Annotated in this window: 14 protein-coding genes; 9 read left to right on the forward strand and 5 right to left on the reverse strand. The window is 71.2% G+C overall.

Translation table 11 applies throughout. From position 1 onward, the window contains the following. Positions 1-325 precede the first annotated feature (325 nt). Complete coding sequence (locus ACTMVF_RS12635; protein ID WP_441271069.1) at positions 326-979, forward strand: Tat pathway signal sequence domain protein; 654 nt, start codon at positions 326-328, stop codon at positions 977-979. 18 nt (positions 980-997) lie between these two features. Here the strand turns inward: ACTMVF_RS12635 and ACTMVF_RS12640 are convergent, their stop codons facing one another. Beyond that, on the reverse strand, positions 998-1,993 hold the full coding sequence (locus ACTMVF_RS12640; RefSeq protein ID WP_441271070.1) for a lytic polysaccharide monooxygenase auxiliary activity family 9 protein: 996 nt from the start codon (positions 1,991-1,993) through the stop codon (positions 998-1,000). Positions 1,994-2,417: 424 nt separating this feature from the next. On the opposite strand from ACTMVF_RS12640, the gene ACTMVF_RS12645 reads away from it, so the two are divergent. Beyond that, on the forward strand, positions 2,418-4,211 hold the full coding sequence (locus ACTMVF_RS12645) for a S8 family peptidase (protein ID WP_441271071.1): 1,794 nt from the start codon (positions 2,418-2,420) through the stop codon (positions 4,209-4,211). A 168-nt stretch (positions 4,212-4,379) separates the two neighbouring features. Here ACTMVF_RS12645 and ACTMVF_RS12650 read toward each other — a convergent pair whose 3' ends face one another. Then, positions 4,380-5,057, reverse strand: coding sequence for a ScbR family autoregulator-binding transcription factor (locus ACTMVF_RS12650; RefSeq protein ID WP_441271072.1), 678 nt, complete (start codon positions 5,055-5,057; stop codon positions 4,380-4,382). A gap of 179 nt (positions 5,058-5,236) precedes the next feature. On the opposite strand from ACTMVF_RS12650, the gene ACTMVF_RS12655 reads away from it, so the two are divergent. The 3 genes from ACTMVF_RS12655 to ACTMVF_RS12665 all read left to right on the forward strand — a co-directional run bounded on the left by ACTMVF_RS12655 (position 5,237) and on the right by ACTMVF_RS12665 (position 8,106). Continuing rightward, positions 5,237-6,178 carry a ScbA/BarX family gamma-butyrolactone biosynthesis protein gene (locus tag ACTMVF_RS12655; protein WP_441271073.1) on the forward strand — a complete coding sequence of 314 codons (942 nt, stop codon included), beginning with the start codon at positions 5,237-5,239 and terminating at the stop codon, positions 6,176-6,178. A gap of 70 nt (positions 6,179-6,248) precedes the next feature. After that, entirely contained in the window at positions 6,249-6,896 is a 648-nt protein-coding gene (locus tag ACTMVF_RS12660) for a ScbR family autoregulator-binding transcription factor (protein WP_441271074.1), read from the forward strand. 22 nt (positions 6,897-6,918) lie between these two features. Then, the gene (locus ACTMVF_RS12665; protein ID WP_441271075.1) at positions 6,919-8,106 is read left to right on the forward strand and encodes a damage-control phosphatase ARMT1 family protein; all 1,188 of its coding nucleotides are present in this window, start codon (positions 6,919-6,921) and stop codon (positions 8,104-8,106) included. A 27-nt stretch (positions 8,107-8,133) separates the two neighbouring features. On the opposite strand, the gene ACTMVF_RS12670 is transcribed toward ACTMVF_RS12665, so the two are convergent. After that, entirely contained in the window at positions 8,134-9,396 is a 1,263-nt protein-coding gene (locus tag ACTMVF_RS12670; protein WP_441271076.1) for a cytochrome P450, read from the reverse strand. Then, positions 9,393-10,205, reverse strand: a complete 813-nt coding sequence (locus ACTMVF_RS12675) for an alpha/beta fold hydrolase (protein ID WP_441271077.1) — start codon at positions 10,203-10,205, stop codon at positions 9,393-9,395. Before ACTMVF_RS12675 ends, ACTMVF_RS12670 begins: the two co-directional genes overlap by 4 nt. Positions 10,206-10,367: 162 nt before the next feature. Here ACTMVF_RS12675 and ACTMVF_RS12680 point away from each other — a divergent pair, with 162 nt between their 5' ends. From ACTMVF_RS12680 to ACTMVF_RS12695, 4 genes are all read left to right on the forward strand, one after another. Then, positions 10,368-11,282 carry an ABC transporter substrate-binding protein gene (locus ACTMVF_RS12680; protein WP_441271349.1) on the forward strand — a complete coding sequence of 305 codons (915 nt, stop codon included), beginning with the start codon at positions 10,368-10,370 and terminating at the stop codon, positions 11,280-11,282. A gap of 9 nt (positions 11,283-11,291) precedes the next feature. After that, the gene (locus tag ACTMVF_RS12685; protein ID WP_441271078.1) at positions 11,292-12,074 is read left to right on the forward strand and encodes an ABC transporter permease; all 783 of its coding nucleotides are present in this window, start codon (positions 11,292-11,294) and stop codon (positions 12,072-12,074) included. A gap of 579 nt (positions 12,075-12,653) precedes the next feature. Beyond that, a complete protein-coding gene (locus ACTMVF_RS12690) occupies positions 12,654-13,475 on the forward strand; it encodes an ABC transporter permease (protein ID WP_441271079.1) in 822 nt (273 codons plus the stop codon). Positions 13,476-13,512: 37 nt separating this feature from the next. Then, the gene (locus tag ACTMVF_RS12695) at positions 13,513-14,262 is read left to right on the forward strand and encodes an ABC transporter ATP-binding protein (RefSeq protein ID WP_441271080.1); all 750 of its coding nucleotides are present in this window, start codon (positions 13,513-13,515) and stop codon (positions 14,260-14,262) included. Between the two features lie 127 nt (positions 14,263-14,389). Here the strand turns inward: ACTMVF_RS12695 and ACTMVF_RS12700 are convergent, their stop codons facing one another. Next, positions 14,390-15,631: an endonuclease/exonuclease/phosphatase family protein gene (locus ACTMVF_RS12700; RefSeq protein WP_441271081.1), complete on the reverse strand. Its 1,242-nt coding sequence runs from the start codon at positions 15,629-15,631 to the stop codon at positions 14,390-14,392. Positions 15,632-15,747 lie beyond the last annotated feature (116 nt).

A 15,747-nucleotide genomic window follows, 5' to 3' on the forward strand; every position in this document is an offset into this window, starting at 1 on the left:
ACAGACACTCAGGTTTACAACTCTCCCTGAATCCCCCTGGATCCGTGGCGCCGGATCCGTCGCCGCGCGGCCTCTGCCCGCGTTCCCGGACCTGTTGTCCTTCACATTTCCTTTTCGCGAGATCACTCCACGGCGCCGCCACGGTCGCTTCCCCCCTCGGTCCGTGCCGGCCGCCCCCCGCCGTTGCCGGTCCGTGCCGTACGGAGAAGGCGTCACGGACCGGCAACGGCACACACCGACTCGCGCCCCCCACCGACTCCCCGAACCCCCTGGGCCCTCAGGCCGTCAGGGCACACCCCTGCAATGAAAGACGAGGTACACCCGCATGCGCGCACGCACCTTCCTCACCCTCGCCGGCACCGTCGCCGCCCTCACCCTCCCCATGGCCGCCCCCGCGTCCGCGGCCGACGGCACCGTTCTCACCACCGGCTCCGTCGGCGGTACGGCGGTCGCGGTCGGCGAGGTCCTCACCGCGCCGCTGGCGAGCGGCACCGCCGCCACGTTCTACTCCAGCGCGACCGGCACGAGCGGCATCTCCTGCACGTCGTCGCAGTTCACGGCCACTGTGACGGACAACCCCAGCGCGCCCGGGACGGCGACGGAGTCGGTCTCGGCGCACACCTTCGACGCCGCGAGCTGCACCACCAACGTGGTCGGCGTCCTCGGCGTCACCAGCATCACGGTCGACAATCTGCCGTACAGCGCCGCCGTGACCTCCGACGGCACCGTCACCGTCACCCCGACCGAGGGGTCCACCATCCAGACGACGGTCCGCCTGCGGACCCTGCTGGGCAGCATCAACTGCGTCTACCAGGCCCCCAGCCTGTCCGGTACGGCGAGCAACGACGACAACACGATCAACTTCGCCAGTGCGCCGTTCGCCAAGGTCTCCGGCTCGTCCCTCTGCTTCGCCAACGGCTACTTCACCGCCAAGTACGCCCCGGTGACGGGCAGCGGCGAGGCGGTGTACGTCAACTGAGGTACGCAGCGGCGGAGTTCACCTCCGACGCAACCGCAGCGCCAGGGCGGCGCCCCCGGTGAGCACCAGCACCGCGGCGGCGCCGCCCGCCAGTAGAGGCGTAGAGGGTCCCGTGCCCGTGCCGCCGGTGGACGCCACCGGCGTGCTGTCGGGCGTGGCGCCCTCCGGAGTGCCCGGGGTCGCGGGGCCGGACGGGGAGGGAGCCGTCGGGGAAGCGGTCGTACCCGCCTTGCTCGCCGACTCGGTCGCCGGTGAAGGGTCCGCGGACGTACGGCCGTTGCCGCGGTTCGCGTTCGCGGTGGCCGAAGCCGTGCCCCCGCCGCCGCTCTCCTCGCCGGCCCCGCTCTCGCCCCCGCCCCCGCTCCCGCTCTCGCTCGCCGGGAACACCACGTCCGAGCACGAGTAGTACGTGTCCGGCGTGCTGCTGTTCTGCCAGATCGTGTACAGCACATGGCGCCCGGCCCGGTCGGACGGCAGCGTCGCCCTGATCCGGTACGCCCCGTCCGTCAATGCCGGGTCCGACACCTGCGCGAACGGCTTCTCCGGGAGGTCGGACCAGGTCAGCGGCTTCGTCGGGTCGTATCCGGGCTTGGTGAGGTAGAGCTTGAAGGTGCCGGTGTGCGGGATCGTCGAGACGTACCGCATCGTCAGGGTGGTGCCGGGCGTCAGCCGGGTCGTCGGCCAGTCGGCGCGGGCGAGGTCGAGGCCCCGGTAGGCCGGCAGTCCGCCGCTGCACAGCTGCCCGTCGGGGACGACCTGCCGGTCCCGTCCGTTCACATTCGCGATCCGAAGGTTGTCCCAGGCCGTGAAGGGTTGGCCGTTCGACGCGACCGCCGCCCGGCAGGCCGCCGACCGGGACGCGCTGCCGCCGTCGGGGGAGCAGCCGTACACCCGACTGACCGGATCGGTCGGCGCACCGTGCGCATGGGCCGGGCCCGTCGCCCACACCGTGAGCAGCAAAGGTGTGACGGCGGTGGCCGCCAGGGCGGTGCGGTGCGATCTCATCCAGGGCATCCGGGGCATCCGGAACGTCTCCTCGGCCGGTGCGGGAAGGGTCCTCGTGCAGTACGGGAAACCGGCCCGGCGCGTTCACTGCGCGACGAGCCGGTCAAAGTCCGGCATTACCGGTCAGCCGTCCTACGTAGAGGGTGGGTTTCCGGCCGGATCGAGGGTTTCCCCTGTATCCCGGTGACCTTTCCTTTGCCTATTGTTCGACCACAGCTGACCCACAGGTAACCCCGAACGGGTCGTAGCTCGCGCCAGGCCGGCCGCCGCGCCCCCGCACTTCGCACCACCCCCACCTGCACTGCGCACCACCCCACCCGCCTTCCGGCGTACCCCCCGCCGCTTCGACGACGAAGCGAAATCGACCGCCGCTCCGCGCTGCCCGGAGTACGGCCGGCCACGAAAGGCAAGCCCCTTGCGTACCTCTGCATCCATGAGACGGAAGCTGATATCCGTCGCCGCCGTCTCCGCCGCGCTGTTCACGGCCGCCACCACCGTCGCCGTGGCCCAGGACACCGCAGCCCCGCAGGCCACCGCCCCCGTCCCGGCGGCCCAGACCGAGGCCGCCCCCGGCACCCCGGCCGAGCGCCTCATCGTCGGCTACAAGTCCGGCGCCAGCGAGGCCAAGTCGAACAAGGCCGCCGAGGCGGACGCCGCCGCCAAGGGCAAGGAGGCCGGCGAGGACCTCGACTTCCAGCGCCGCCTCGGCTCCGGCGCCGCCCTCGTCGACCTGGGCGAGAACCTCACCAAGGCCGATGTCGCCGACGTCGTCGCCGAGTACCGGGCCGACCCGCAGGTCGCCTACGTCGTACCGGACCGGCTGAACAAGCCGCTGGCCACCCCCAACGACACCGAGTACAGCAAGCAGTGGGACCTGTTCGAGACGACCGCGGGCATGAACGTGCCGGGAGCCTGGGACGTCGCCACCGGCAGCGGGGTCACCGTCGCCGTCATCGACACCGGTTACGTCTCCCACTCCGACCTCGGCGCCAACATCGTCGCGGGCTACGACTTCATCTCCGACGCCAAGGTCGGCAACGACGGCAACGGCCGCGACAGCAACCCGGCCGACACGGGCGACTGGACCGCCGCCAACGAGTGCCAGGCGGGCGACCCGGCCTCCGACTCCTCCTGGCACGGCACCCACGTCGCGGGCACCATCGCCGCCGTCACCAACAACAGCAAGGGCGTCGCGGGCATCGCGCACGGCGCGAAGGTCTCCCCGCTGCGTGTCCTCGGCAAGTGCGGCGGCTTCGACTCCGACATCATCGACGCCATCACCTGGGCGTCCGGCGGCACGGTCTCCGGCGTCCCGGCGAACACCAACGTCGCCAAGGTCATCAACATGAGCCTCGGCGGTGGCGGTGCCTGCACGACCGCCACCCAGAGCGCCATCAACGCGGCCGTGAACCGTGGCACGACGGTCGTCGTCGCGGCGGGCAACAGCAACGCGAACGCCGCCAACTACTCGCCGGCCAGCTGCAGCAACGTCATCAGCGTGGCCGCCTCCGACCGCCAGGGGAACCGCTCCTACTACTCCAACTTCGGAACGGTCGTGGACATCGCGGCCCCGGGCGGCGAGACCAACTCGGTGACCTCCAGTGGCATCCTGTCCACGCTGAACTCCGGCACGCAGGGCCCGTCCTCCGAGAGCTACGACTACTACCAGGGCACCAGCATGGCGGCCCCGCACATCGCGGGCCTGGCCGCAGTGATGAAGTCGGCCAACGCGTCGCTGACCCCGGCGCAGATCGAGTCCGCGATCAAGACCAACTCGCGTGCGCTGCCGGGTACCTGCTCGGGCGGCTGCGGCGCGGGTCTGGCGGACGCGGCCAAGACGGTGCAGGCGGTGAGCGGCAGCTCCGGCGGCTCCACGGGGGGCACCACCTTCACCAGCACCTCCGCCGTCTCCGTCCCGGACAACGGCTCCGCGATCGAGTCCTCCATCGCCGTCAGCGGCCGCAGCGGCAACGCCCCGTCGGCCCTCCAGGTCGGCGTGGACATCACCCACACCTACCGCGGTGACCTGGTCATCGACCTGGTGGCGCCGGACGGTACGGCCTACCGTCTGAAGTCCGCCAGCTCCTCGGACTCCGCGGACAACGTCAAGACCACCTACACGGTCAACGCCTCCAGCGAGACCGCCAACGGCACCTGGAAGCTGCGCGTCCAGGACACGGCGGCCCAGGACACGGGCACGCTCAACAGCTGGAAGCTGACCTTCTGACGACAGTCGTGACGACCGACGACTGAACGCGTGCCCTGAGCGGGCGCGTACCACAAGCGGGCGGGCCGGCCGGTGCGGATGGGGCATCGGCCGGCCCGTCGTATGTCGAGAGCTTTTCGGCCACCGGCCGGCCCGGCGGAAACCGTCGGTCCGGTCGGTGTCGTGTACTCAGCGTGCGGACAGATCCATGGCGACCGGTTCGAACTCCGCGGCGTCGAGGGCGGCCAGCACGCGCGCCCCGCGATCGGGCTCCCGGTCGATGCCGGTCAGCAGGCCGGGGAGCGCGATGCTCGGCAGGAGGTGTCCCCACAGGACCGATATCCGCTCCGCGAGATCGTCGCGGTCGTTCAGCGCCCGGGACATCAGCTGGATGCCCGCGAACGCGCCGACCACCAGCTCCACCGTCTGCCGGGGCTGCACCGTGGGCAGCAACTCGCCCTGGGCGCGGGCGCGTTCGAGTATCCCGAGCAGATGGTCCGCCCACTGCCGGAACGGCCCGGAGTGATCGACGCCGGGCGGTCCGCTCTGGTCCACCGCCAGCCGCACACTTCCCTTGAGCAGCGAGTTGCTGAGCAGCCGCTGCCCGAACACGAAGGTGATGTCGACGAGTTCCTGCAGCTTGCACGGCTGCGGTGGCACCGCGCCGAGCGACAGCTGCTCGTCCAGCACGGCCTGGGCGAGGGATTCCTTCGAGGGGAAGTGGAAATACAGGGCGCCCTTGGTCACCTCGGCCCGCTCCAGGACCATCGCGATGGTCGTCGCGGTGTACCCGTGCTCGTCGAAGACCGCGCCCGCGGCCTCCAGGATGACCTTCCGCGTTCTGATGGCGCGCTCCTGCCTCGCCATAACAGCCCCTCCGCTGCACCGAGTTGACCTCTGCGTCCGGCGTGCGCCGGAGCGGTTCGGGCACGGTCGGGCGACCCGAGGCCGCATTGAAAACAAACCGGTCGCCTCGTACTCTAACGCTCGCGGCACGGGCACCTCGCCGTCTGTTCACGCACATACGGGGGACCCAAGGAGGGGACATGCCTCATCCGCGGCAATTCGCCACGATCCCGCTCACCGAGACGCCGAGGGCGACGGACGGCCTGACCGCCACCGTACCCCGTCAGCTGGTCCACCGAGCCTCCGTCGCCGAAACGTTTCTCACCGGCGCGACCAGCACCGGCACCGACCGGTTCGCCGTCTTCGCCCAGTGGCCGCGAGCTCATCAGTTACACGTGTCGCCGGACCGGTCGGCGTATGAGCCGCTCCTGGTCGCGGAGACCGTCCGCCAGACCGCCGCGCTCCTCGCGCACACCGCCTACGACGTCCCCCTGGGCCACCAGTTCGTGCTCAGGGAACTGAGGATCAGCACCCGCCCGGAGTGTCTGGCCGTCGGCGCCGTGCCCGCCGAACCCGTCCTCCACATCGCCGTCTCCGACGTCGACCACCGCGCCGGCCGCCCGGCCGGATTCCGCTGCGACGCGGACATACGGCTCGGTGGTGAACGCGTCGCGACCGGGCACCTGGCCGTCACCTGGACGAACGAAGCGGTCTACCGCCGGCTGCGCGGCGGGCGCACCGCGACCACCGTGTCCGCGCTGCCCATCCCGCCCGGTCTGCCACCCGCCGCGGTGGACCGCGCCCTCCCCGCGGACGTCGTCCTCGCCCCGACCGGCCGACCGGGCCGCTGGCAGCTGCGAGTTGATACCGCGCATGCTGTTTTCTTCGACCATCCCCTCGATCATGTGCCCGGAATGCTGCTGCTGGAGGCCGCCCGCCAGGCCGCACGGGCCCGTACGCGGAACGGCCGACGGCGGCCCGCCTCGTTCCATGCCGTCTTCCATCAGTACGCCGAACTCGACCAGCTCACCTGGATAGAGGCGGTCGACGGGGAGAGTGCGAACGGCGACGGCGTCCAAGTCCTGGGACGGCAGGGAGAGTCGACGGTTTTCGAGTGCGAGGTGGGAACCGAGGGGTGGTGAGATATCGTGTGCGGAGAGTGAGAAACAAACGGCATGACCCGTTCCTTTCCGTCCCAGGAGAGTCCAGCCGATGGTGAGGCAGTTACGCGCCGAACAGACCCGCACCACGATCCTCACAGCCGCCGCCGAACTGTTCGACCGTCACGGCTATGAATCGACCAGCCTCAGCGACATCGTCGAGCAGGCCCAAGTCACCAAGGGCGCCCTGTACTTCCACTTCGCGGCGAAGGAGGACCTCGCCCAGGCCATCCTGGAGCTCCAGTCCAGAGCCTCCCGTCAGGTGGCGACCGAGATGGACGCCAGGGGCTACTCCTCGCTGGAGGCCCTGATACGCACGACGTTCGGCATCACGCGTCTGTCCGTAGAAGGGCCGATACCCCGGGCCGGCCTGCGCCTGGCCACAGGGGGAGTGGTGATACGGCCGCCCCTGCGGCACCCCTACACCGAGCTGCTGGACATCACCACCCGCAAACTCCTGGGCGCCGCCAAGGAGTCCGACATCCATCCGGACGTCGACGCCGAGGCCGCGGCGCACTCCCTCGTCTGCTTCTTCGTCGGCACCCGCGTCGTCGGCCGCTCCCTCGAACCCGTCGCACGCCAGCCCCGCAGGGTGGCCGAGATGTGGCACCTCATGATCCGCGGCTTGGTCCCGGTACCCCGCCGGGCCCGCTATCTCGCGCTCGCGACGCAGCTGGAGCGGGAGATCAGAGCCGTATGACAGGCGCGATACGGTGAGCCGTATGCCCGACAGGTCCGACACCCCGCTCGCACCCGTACTCCTCGGCAACGAACCCGGCTCGTTCCCGCACAGCGTGCTCGCCGAGCGGCATCCCGCGATCATCCGGCAGGTACGGGACTCGTTCCCGTACGACCCCGAGCGGCACCGCGCGCTGGACGCGCTCCTCGCGAACTGCACCAAGGGCGTGATCGAACCGCTCCCCGCCGACGCGCACGACGGGGGCCGCTGGGCGTCCTGGGGCGCCGGCACCTGCACCGGCCGGTCCTGGTTCGACGTACCGTGGCTGTGGTCGGAGAGCTACTTCTACCGCCAACTCCTCGAATCCGTCGGCTACTTCACTCCGGGCCCCTGGCAGGGCATCGACCCCTTCCGGCCCTCCAAGCTGGCCGAACTCGACGCCCCCGAGACGGACGAGGAACTCGCCGCCCTGGACACCCTCGTGGACCTGCCCGCCGACGAGCAGGACCGGGCGCTGCTGCACGGGTCGCTGTGGGGCAACCGCGCGGACCTCGGATTCCGTCTGTCGGCCGCGCAGCACCAGGCTTCCTCGGACACCCCGCCCCTGGTGGCGGACGACAGCGAGACCCTGTGGTCCCTGCTCCCGCCCTCGGGCTCGGCCACCCTGTGCCTGATCGCCGACAACGCGGGCCGTGAACTCGTCCCCGACCTGCTCCTCATCGCCCACCTCCTCACCCAGGGGCGCGTCGGACGGGCCGTCCTCCATGTCAAGCCGTACCCCTACTACGTCTCCGACGCCACCCACGCCGACGTGCTCGACGCCCTGCGCCGACTGACTCAGTCACCGGGCGCGGCCGCGACGTACGGCCGCGTACTCTGGACGGCCATGACGGACGGCCGCCTCACCGTCCGCGCCCACCCCTTCGCCGCCGCCCCCCTGCCGTACGCGGCGATGCCCGATGACCTCCGCGAGGAGCTCGCCGCGGCCACCCTCACCATCGTCAAGGGTGACCTCAACTACCGCCGCCTCGTCGGCGACCGACTGTGGCCGCCGACGACGCCGTTCACCGAGGTGACCGCCCACTTCCCGGGCCCGGTCGCCGCCCTGCGCACCCTGAAGTCCGACGTGATCACCGGCCTGGACACCCGCACGCAGGCGGCGCTGGTGGCGGCGGAGGGGCAGAAGTGGCGGACCGGCGGGACACATGCGCTGATCCAGGTACGGACGTGACGACCGCACCGGCTCACCGGGCCGCGCTCAAGTGATCCGCACGGGCAGCGACTTGAGTCCGTTGATGAAGTTCGACACCAGCCGCCTCGGCGGACCCGCCGTCCGTAGAACCGGCAGCACCCGCAGGGCCTCCCGGTAGAGCATCCGCAGCTGCAGCCGCGCGAAGTGCGCGCCCAGGCAGACGTGCGGGCCGTCACCGAACGACACGTGCGGGTTCGGGGCTCGGGACGGATCCAGCCGGTCCGGGGCGGCGAAGACCCGTTCGTCGCGGTTGGCGGAGGCGTGGAAGACGACCACCTTCTCGCCCGCGCGGATGCGTCGGCCCGCCAGTTCGGTGTCCTCGACGGTGGTGCGGCGGAAGGTGAGGACGGGCGGGTGCCAGCGGAGCAACTCATCGACGGCCGAGGGCAGTTCGGCGTGTCCGGCGCGTAGTCGCTCGTACGCCTCCGGGTGCTCGGCCAGTGCCAGCAGGCCGCCGGGGGCCGCGCTGCGGACGGTGTCGTTGCCCGCGACCGTGAGCAGGAAGAAGAACATCTCCAGCTCAGGTCGCGAGAGTTCGGCGTCGTGGGCGAGGGTGGTCATGACGTCGTCGTCGGGGTATCGCCGCTTGTGCGCGGCCAGTTGCCGGGCATACCCGAACATGTCCGCCAGCATCGCGGGCGAGCGCGGATTGACCGGCCTGCCCGCCGCGTCCAGCACCGGGGCACCCGCCTCGTCCGGGTCCTGATAGCCGATCACCCGCTGCGTCCAGTGCAGCAGCAGCTTGCGATCGGCCTCCGGCACGCCGAGCAGGTCGGCGAGGTTGAGCAGGGCGTAGTCGTCGGTGACGGCGGTGACCAGGTCGACGGTGCCGTCCGAGGCACGGGCCTCGTCCAGGGCGCGCGCGAGGAGCGATCGGGCCCGTTCCCGCGCGACCTCGGTGAAACGGTCGATGCGGCCGGGGGTGAAGGCCCGACTGACCAGCCGCCGCAGGCGCCCGTGCCCCGGCGGATCCTGATTGAGCATCATGCGGCGGATGAACGGCAGGTCGTCCGGGTCGGGGTCCCGGATCTGCGTGGCCCCGATGTACGAGGAGTACGTCGCCGAGTCCTTGAGCACGCGCACCACGTCCGCGTGCCGGGTCACCGCCCAGAACCCGGGCCCGGCCGGCCAGCCCAGCACCTCGGGCTCGTCCTGCCGGGCCACCGGATGGTGGTCGCGCAGGATGCGATAGGCGTCGTAGGGCACGCCGGTGGCGTACTGCCGGGGGTCGAAGACGTCGGGGACGGGCGCCGCGTCGTGGACGGTCACACCCGCTCGCCTTCGTCCGCGCGGTCCGAGCCGTCCGCGCCGTCGTCCGCGCGCAGGAAGTCCTCGACCACCCGGATCAGCTCCAGCGGCGTCTCGTCCATCGGATAGTGGCCCGCGGCGGGGAGTTCGTGCAGCTCGGCACGCGGATACCAGGTCATCCACGTCCGGCGGAGGAGGTCGGCGGACAAGGCCGGGTCGAGGGCGCCGGCCACGGCGAGCGCGGGTACCGGGGAGCCCTCGACCTGGGTGTGGAAGTCCTCTCCGGCCCAGGAGTCCAGCCAGGCACGGAACGCCTTCTGGTCGCTGACCGCGAGCGAACGGGCGACCATACGGTCGAGCCAGGCGGCAGGTCGGTGACCACCGGTGGTGATGTCGATGATGGCGCGCCGGTTCTCCGGCTTGTGCGCCGCGTCCGCGAACAGCCCCCACTGCTCCGGCGGCAACGCCAGTCCCGAGGCCGGCACCGGCGAGACCCCGACCAGCCTGCGCAGCCGGTGCGGGGCGACGGTGAGGAGACGCTGTCCGACCGCTCCGCCCATCGAATGACCGACCACCGAGAAGCGCTCCCAGCCGAGCCGGTCCGCGAGTTCCACCAGGTCGAGGGCGGCCTCCGCGGTCGTACACGAACCGACGGCGTCCTTGGCGCCGCCGTAGCCGCGCAGATCGACCAGGGCGTAGGTGAAGGTCGTGCGGTCGAGGTCCGGCAGGACGGGCGCGTAGGCGGACCGGTCGGCGAACCAGCCGTGCACGGCGAACACCTTGTGGGTGCCGTCGCCGTGCAGCTCGTGCGGGAGTGTGAAGGAGGTCATGGGACCAAGGTGGCGCATATCGGCGGAGACCGGCAGATTGACGGGACGTCATTCACGTGCTGTATGTGGTGATCATGACAAAAGCTTGGTAGTCATGTCGACATGCCGTTACGCCAATTGCGCTCGGGAACGAGGACAGCGGCCGCCGCTGCGGCCACCCTCATGCTGGTGGCACTCACGGCCTGTGGCGACGACGGGGACTCCTCGTCCGGGGCCGAGGGGCGGAAGACCGTCAGGGTGGCCGCCCTGCCGCTGATCGACTGCGTCGCCCTCTACATCGCGAGCGATCGCGGGCTGTTCGAGAAGGAGGGCCTCGACGTCCGCATCCAGCAGGTCCAGCAGAGCCTCCAGGCGCTGCCGGCCCTGGCCAAGGGGCAGATCGACATGGTCGCGAGCGCGAACTACGTCACCTATCTGCAGGCTCATGAGCAGGGCACCCTCGACGCCCGCATCGTCGCGGAGGCGATCAGGGCGGCCCCGCGCATGATGGAGGTCCTGGTGCCCGAGGACTCGGACATCAAGACCGTCGCCGACCTCGAGGGCAAGAAGCTCGCGGTCAACACCCTGAACAACGTCCAGTCGCTTACCTTCAACGAGATCCTGGACCAACAGGGCGTCGGGCACCCCGTCTACCGGGCGATTCCCTTCCCGCAGATGGGGGCCGCCCTCGACAAGGGGCAGGTCGACGCCGTGCACGCGGTGGAGCCCTACGACAGTTCCATCCAGGACGAGTTGAAGGCCAGGGTGCTCGTCGACGGCTCGTCCGCGCCTGTGGAGGCCCTTCCCCTCAGCGGGTACATCAGCACGAGCAAGTACGCCGAGGGGAACGGTAAGACGCTGGCCGCGTTCCAGCGGGCCATCAAGGCGGCCGTGCAGATCGCGGCCGAGGACCCGTCCGTCGTACGCGACACCTTGCCGACGTACACCAAGGTGACCGAGCAGCAGGCCGAGTCGATCGACCTGCCCGTCTTTCCGCCCACCATGGACGCCGCGCAGCTCACCCGGCTCACCGACCTCATGGAAAAGCAGGGGATGCTGAAGAAGCCGATCGATCCGGCGACGTTGATGGTCAAGTGACGTGGTGACGTGAAGGGCAGCCGTCAGGAGCAGCTTCTGCTGGGCGCTTTGGGTGTGCTGCTGGCCTTCGGTGCCTGCGAGGCCGTCTCCCGCGCCGGTCTCGTACGGCGCAGCTATCTCCCGCCCGCCTCCGAAGTCGTCGCCCGCGCGGTGGAGTTGGCGGGCGACGCGCTCTTCCTGGAGGGCATCGCCGCGACGCTCCGTGCCTGGGCGCTCGGTCTCGCCCTGGCCTGTGCCATCGCCGTCCCGGTCGGCCTGGTCCTCGGCAGTGTGCCGGTCGTCGACGCCGCCGTGCGCGCGATCGTCGAGTTCCTGCGTCCGCTGCCGTCCGTCGCGCTGATCCCCCTGGTCTCCCTCCTCCTCGGCTCGGGCACCGAGACCAAGGTCGCGCTGGTGACGTACGCGTCGGTCTGGCCGATCCTCTTCAACACCATCTACGGCCTCGGCGAGACCGACCCCCTGGCCAAGGACACCCTCCGCGCCTTCGGCTTCGGCCGCCTGGCCGTCCTCCTGCGCGTCGAACTGCCGGGCACAGCCCCCTTCATCGCGGCCGGCATCCGTATCTCGGCGGCGGTCGCTCTCATCCTCGCCGTGGCCACGGAGATCCTCTCCGGTTTCGGAGAGGGCCTCGGCATCTTCATCGCCCAGGCGGGCCTGGCCACGGACGGGACGCGGGATGTGCTGGCGGGGGTGGTGTGGGCGGGGGTACTGGGGCTGGTCATCAACGGGGTGCTGGTGTGGGGGGAGCGGAGGTTGTTTCCGTGGACGCCGGGGCGGCGGGGTGTCGGGTAGGCGAGGGGGTGGGGTGCCAGGGGGTGCGGTGCGGCGGTGGGGTGGTGATCGGCGGGCCCTGTGGGGGTGCCGTGGCCGGGAGGGGCGGTGTCGGAGGGGGTGGGGTGACGTGAGCCGGGGTGGGGTGGGTGGCCTGGGCGCGGTGGGCGTTGTTCGGGGTGGATGGCTTGGCGGGGGCGCGGGCTTGGGCGCGTGGGGTGCCGTGCGGGGTGAGCCGTTTGGCGTGGACTCGGGCGCTCGGGTTGCTGTGCCGATGGGAGCGCTCGGCACAGGCGCGAGGCGGGCGATCGCGTGCAGAACCCATGGTCTGGGCGCTCGGCCTTCGCTGCCGGGCGCGTCGAGTGAAGCGGGCGCGTGGCCTGAGCCGGCCCCGGCGGTCGCGATGCCCGGCAGCCGTCCCGGCGCCGCGCCCATGACCCGCCCGCCGGCTCCCGGACCGATGCGCACCGAGCACTCCCGGCACTCCCCGCCTCGCGCGGCGAGGAGCCCCGAGTGAACCAGCCTCGCGCCACCGCATCCGAATCCGCAGGGTCCCCCGACCGACGGCCGGCCGCCGCACGCCATTCCTTAGGCCACTCCTTGCTCCCGCCCGCCATCCGCCGCACCCTGGCCCCCGCCCCCGTACGCCACGCCCTGCTCCGCTGGCTCGTCCTCGCTCTCGCCGTGGCCGTCTGGCAGGTGGTCGCCCGGGCCCACGGCAGTGTCTACTTCCCGCCGCCCGCCGAGATCGCCCGGCACGCGCGCGACCTCTGGTTCTCCGGCCCCGTACGGCACGCCTTCCTCACCGAGGACGCCGTGGCCGACATCCTGCCCAGCCTCGGCCGGATGGCGGCCGGGTTCGGGATCGCCGCCGTCGCCGGGATCGCTCTCGGCATCGCGGTCGGCCGCTCGCGGCGCGTGTACGCCCTGTGCAACCCCGTCCTGCAGTTCGCGCGCGCCGTCCCGCCGCCCGCCCTGGTCCCCGTCTTCGTCGTGCTCCTCGACTTCGGTACGCCGATGCAGATCGCGTCGATCGTCTTCAGCGCCGTCTGGCCGGTACTGATCAACACGGCCGAAGGGGCCCGCGACACCGACCCGCTGCGCATCGAGGTCGCCGCCGTGCTGCGCCTCACCCCGACCGAACGGCTCCGCTTCCTGATCCTGCCCTCCGCGCTGCCCCGCATCTTCGCCGGCCTGCGCCTGAGCCTCTCCCTCTCTCTCATCCTCATGGTGTTCTCGGAACTGCTGCCGGGCACCGCCAACGGCATCGGCTTCACGCTCACCGACGCCCAGTCCCGCTCCGACCTGCTCACCGTCTGGGCGGCGCTGGCCCTGCTCGGCGCCCTCGGCCACCTGCTCAACACCGGTCTGCTGGCGGTCGAGAAGCGGCTCGTCGGCAGGGGGAGGACAACGACCGTATGACCCGTACGCCCGCCACCACCTCCGCCCAGGGACAGCCATGCTCCGCCTAGACGCGGTCGGTCAGCACTACGGCGACCACCAGATCCTGCACGACATCACCCTCACCGTGCCGGACGGCCAACTCCTGTGCGTCGTGGGCCCGTCCGGCTGCGGCAAGTCCACGCTCCTGCGCACCATCGCGGGCCTGCTGCCGACGTACGACGGCACGATCGCGCTGGACGGCACACCCGTGCGCGGCGTCCCCGACAACCTGGCCGTGGTCTTCCAGGACTACGCCCGCTCCCTCTACCCCTGGCTCACGGTCCGCGAGAACGTGGCGCTCCCGCTGCGCCGCCGGGGCCTGCCGAGAGCCGAACGCCGGGCCGAGGCCGACCGCATCCTGGCCCGCGTCGGCCTCACCGACGCGGCCCGCCGCCACCCCTGGCAGCTCTCCGGCGGAATGCAGCAACGGGTGGCGATCGCCCGCGCCCTGGTCTGCCGCCCCTCCCTCCTCCTCATGGACGAACCCTTCGGCTCCCTGGACGCCCAGACCCGCGAGGACCTGGAGGACCTCCTCCTGGAGGTCCACCGCACGGACGGCGCGACGATCGTCTTCGTCACCCACGACATCGACGAGAGCGTGTACCTGGGCGACCGAGTCGTCGTTCTGTCCCCGGGACCCGGCGCCAAGGTCGTCCTGGACCTGCTGGTCGAACTCCCCGGCACCCGGGACCAGATCACCACCCGGGGCCTGGCGGAGTTCGTCACCCTGAGGTCGGAGGTGGGGCGGGCGGTTCGCAACAGATAGCACGAGTCACTTCTCGTGCCAGTCCGCATCTCTTGGCGGGGTGGAAGGGACGGAGCGCCTTCAGGACGGGACGGGTAGGGGCGGCGAGGGCGAGAAACCGCCCCGCCCCTCGCCGTCGCCCCGCCGCTCAGCCCAGGCGCACGTCCTGCCACACCAGCCGGTGATCGGACGTCGGCACGGTCGTCCCGTTCCCCACCAGCCGGTACAGCGGGTCGTCGGACGTCGGCCAGAACACGCCGTTCGCTCCCGGTATCAGGCCCCTGGACGGCAGGACGTAGTCGACGCGCAGATTCCCGGGAGCGGTGTCGCCGAAGTCCGCGGTGTCGTACGCCGCGTCGCCGGTGTGCGAGGCGTTGGCGCCGCCCTGGAGCTCGGCGGCCTCTACGGCGCCCGCGCTGGCCGGGGGAGTGGCCGGGAGGTTCACCGCCGGGTGGTCGAGCAGCTGCCGTATGGCGTGGTCGTAGCTGTCGCCGTCGTACGGATCGGCGTTGTTGTCGCCCGCGATCACGAACCGCGCCCCGGGCCGCAACCCGCCGCGCACGCCCTTGTCGTCGTACAGGTAGGCGCTGCGCCCGCGCCCGCCGATGTAGTCGGCCCACAGCCGGATCTCGTCGTGGTTGCGGCGGCCGTTGCGGTCTTCGGTGCCGTCGAAGGTGGGCGGGGTCGGGTGCGAGACCAGGAAGTGCACGGTGGAGCGGCCGATGCACACCGGCACGTCCCAGTGGCTCTTCGACGACAGCCGCAGGATCGCGCGGGCCTCGTCGCTGTAGTAGCCCGGAGGCATGAGGTGGCCCGGCATGTCCTTCCACAGGAAGCGCTGGAAGGTCCGCACCGCGCGCGTGTCGATCGGGTACTTCGACAGCACGACCATGCCGTACTGCCCGGGGAACCAGCCGTAGCCGTACGCGTCCTGCCCGTACGCGTCCGAACCGGGCGTCGTGACCGCGCCGTTCTTCCCGTCGAGGTCCACGCCCGTGGCGACGCCCGTGTTCACCGGGCCGGTGAAGTGGTACGGGAAGCGGACCGGCTTCGCTCCGCCCTGGCCGACGGACAGGTAGTTGCGCAGGAACAGGCGGACCGCCCGGCCCTGGTCGTCGTAGTCGAACTCGTTGATCAGCAGGATGTCCGGGTCGACCCGCTGGATGGTCTCGGCGGCGTTGCGCGCCTGGATGTTGTCCGGCTTGGACAGGTCGGTGACCAGCGCGCCCTGGGCCGAGCGGTTCAGGGAGGCGTTGAAGGTGGCGAACCGTACGGACCGGCGGCCGTGCCGCTCGGCCGCCGATGCCGGGAACGCCGCGGTCGTGGCCAGTGCCGCCCCGGCGAGGGAGGCGAGCGCCGTGCGGCGGGAGAGAGATCCGGTGTGGTTCATCGAGGCTCCGAAGAGGGAGGGGGAGGGACACAGGGACTCAGGGGGGACACATGAGGCTCGAAAATTCTGCGCGCGTAGAGGTGAACGCCACAAGGCCCGGCGAGAGCTCCCGGATT

Origin of the sequence: Streptomyces sp. SD31, assembly GCF_052068475.1 — a bacterium.
Taxonomy (GTDB): domain Bacteria; phylum Actinomycetota; class Actinomycetes; order Streptomycetales; family Streptomycetaceae; genus Streptomyces.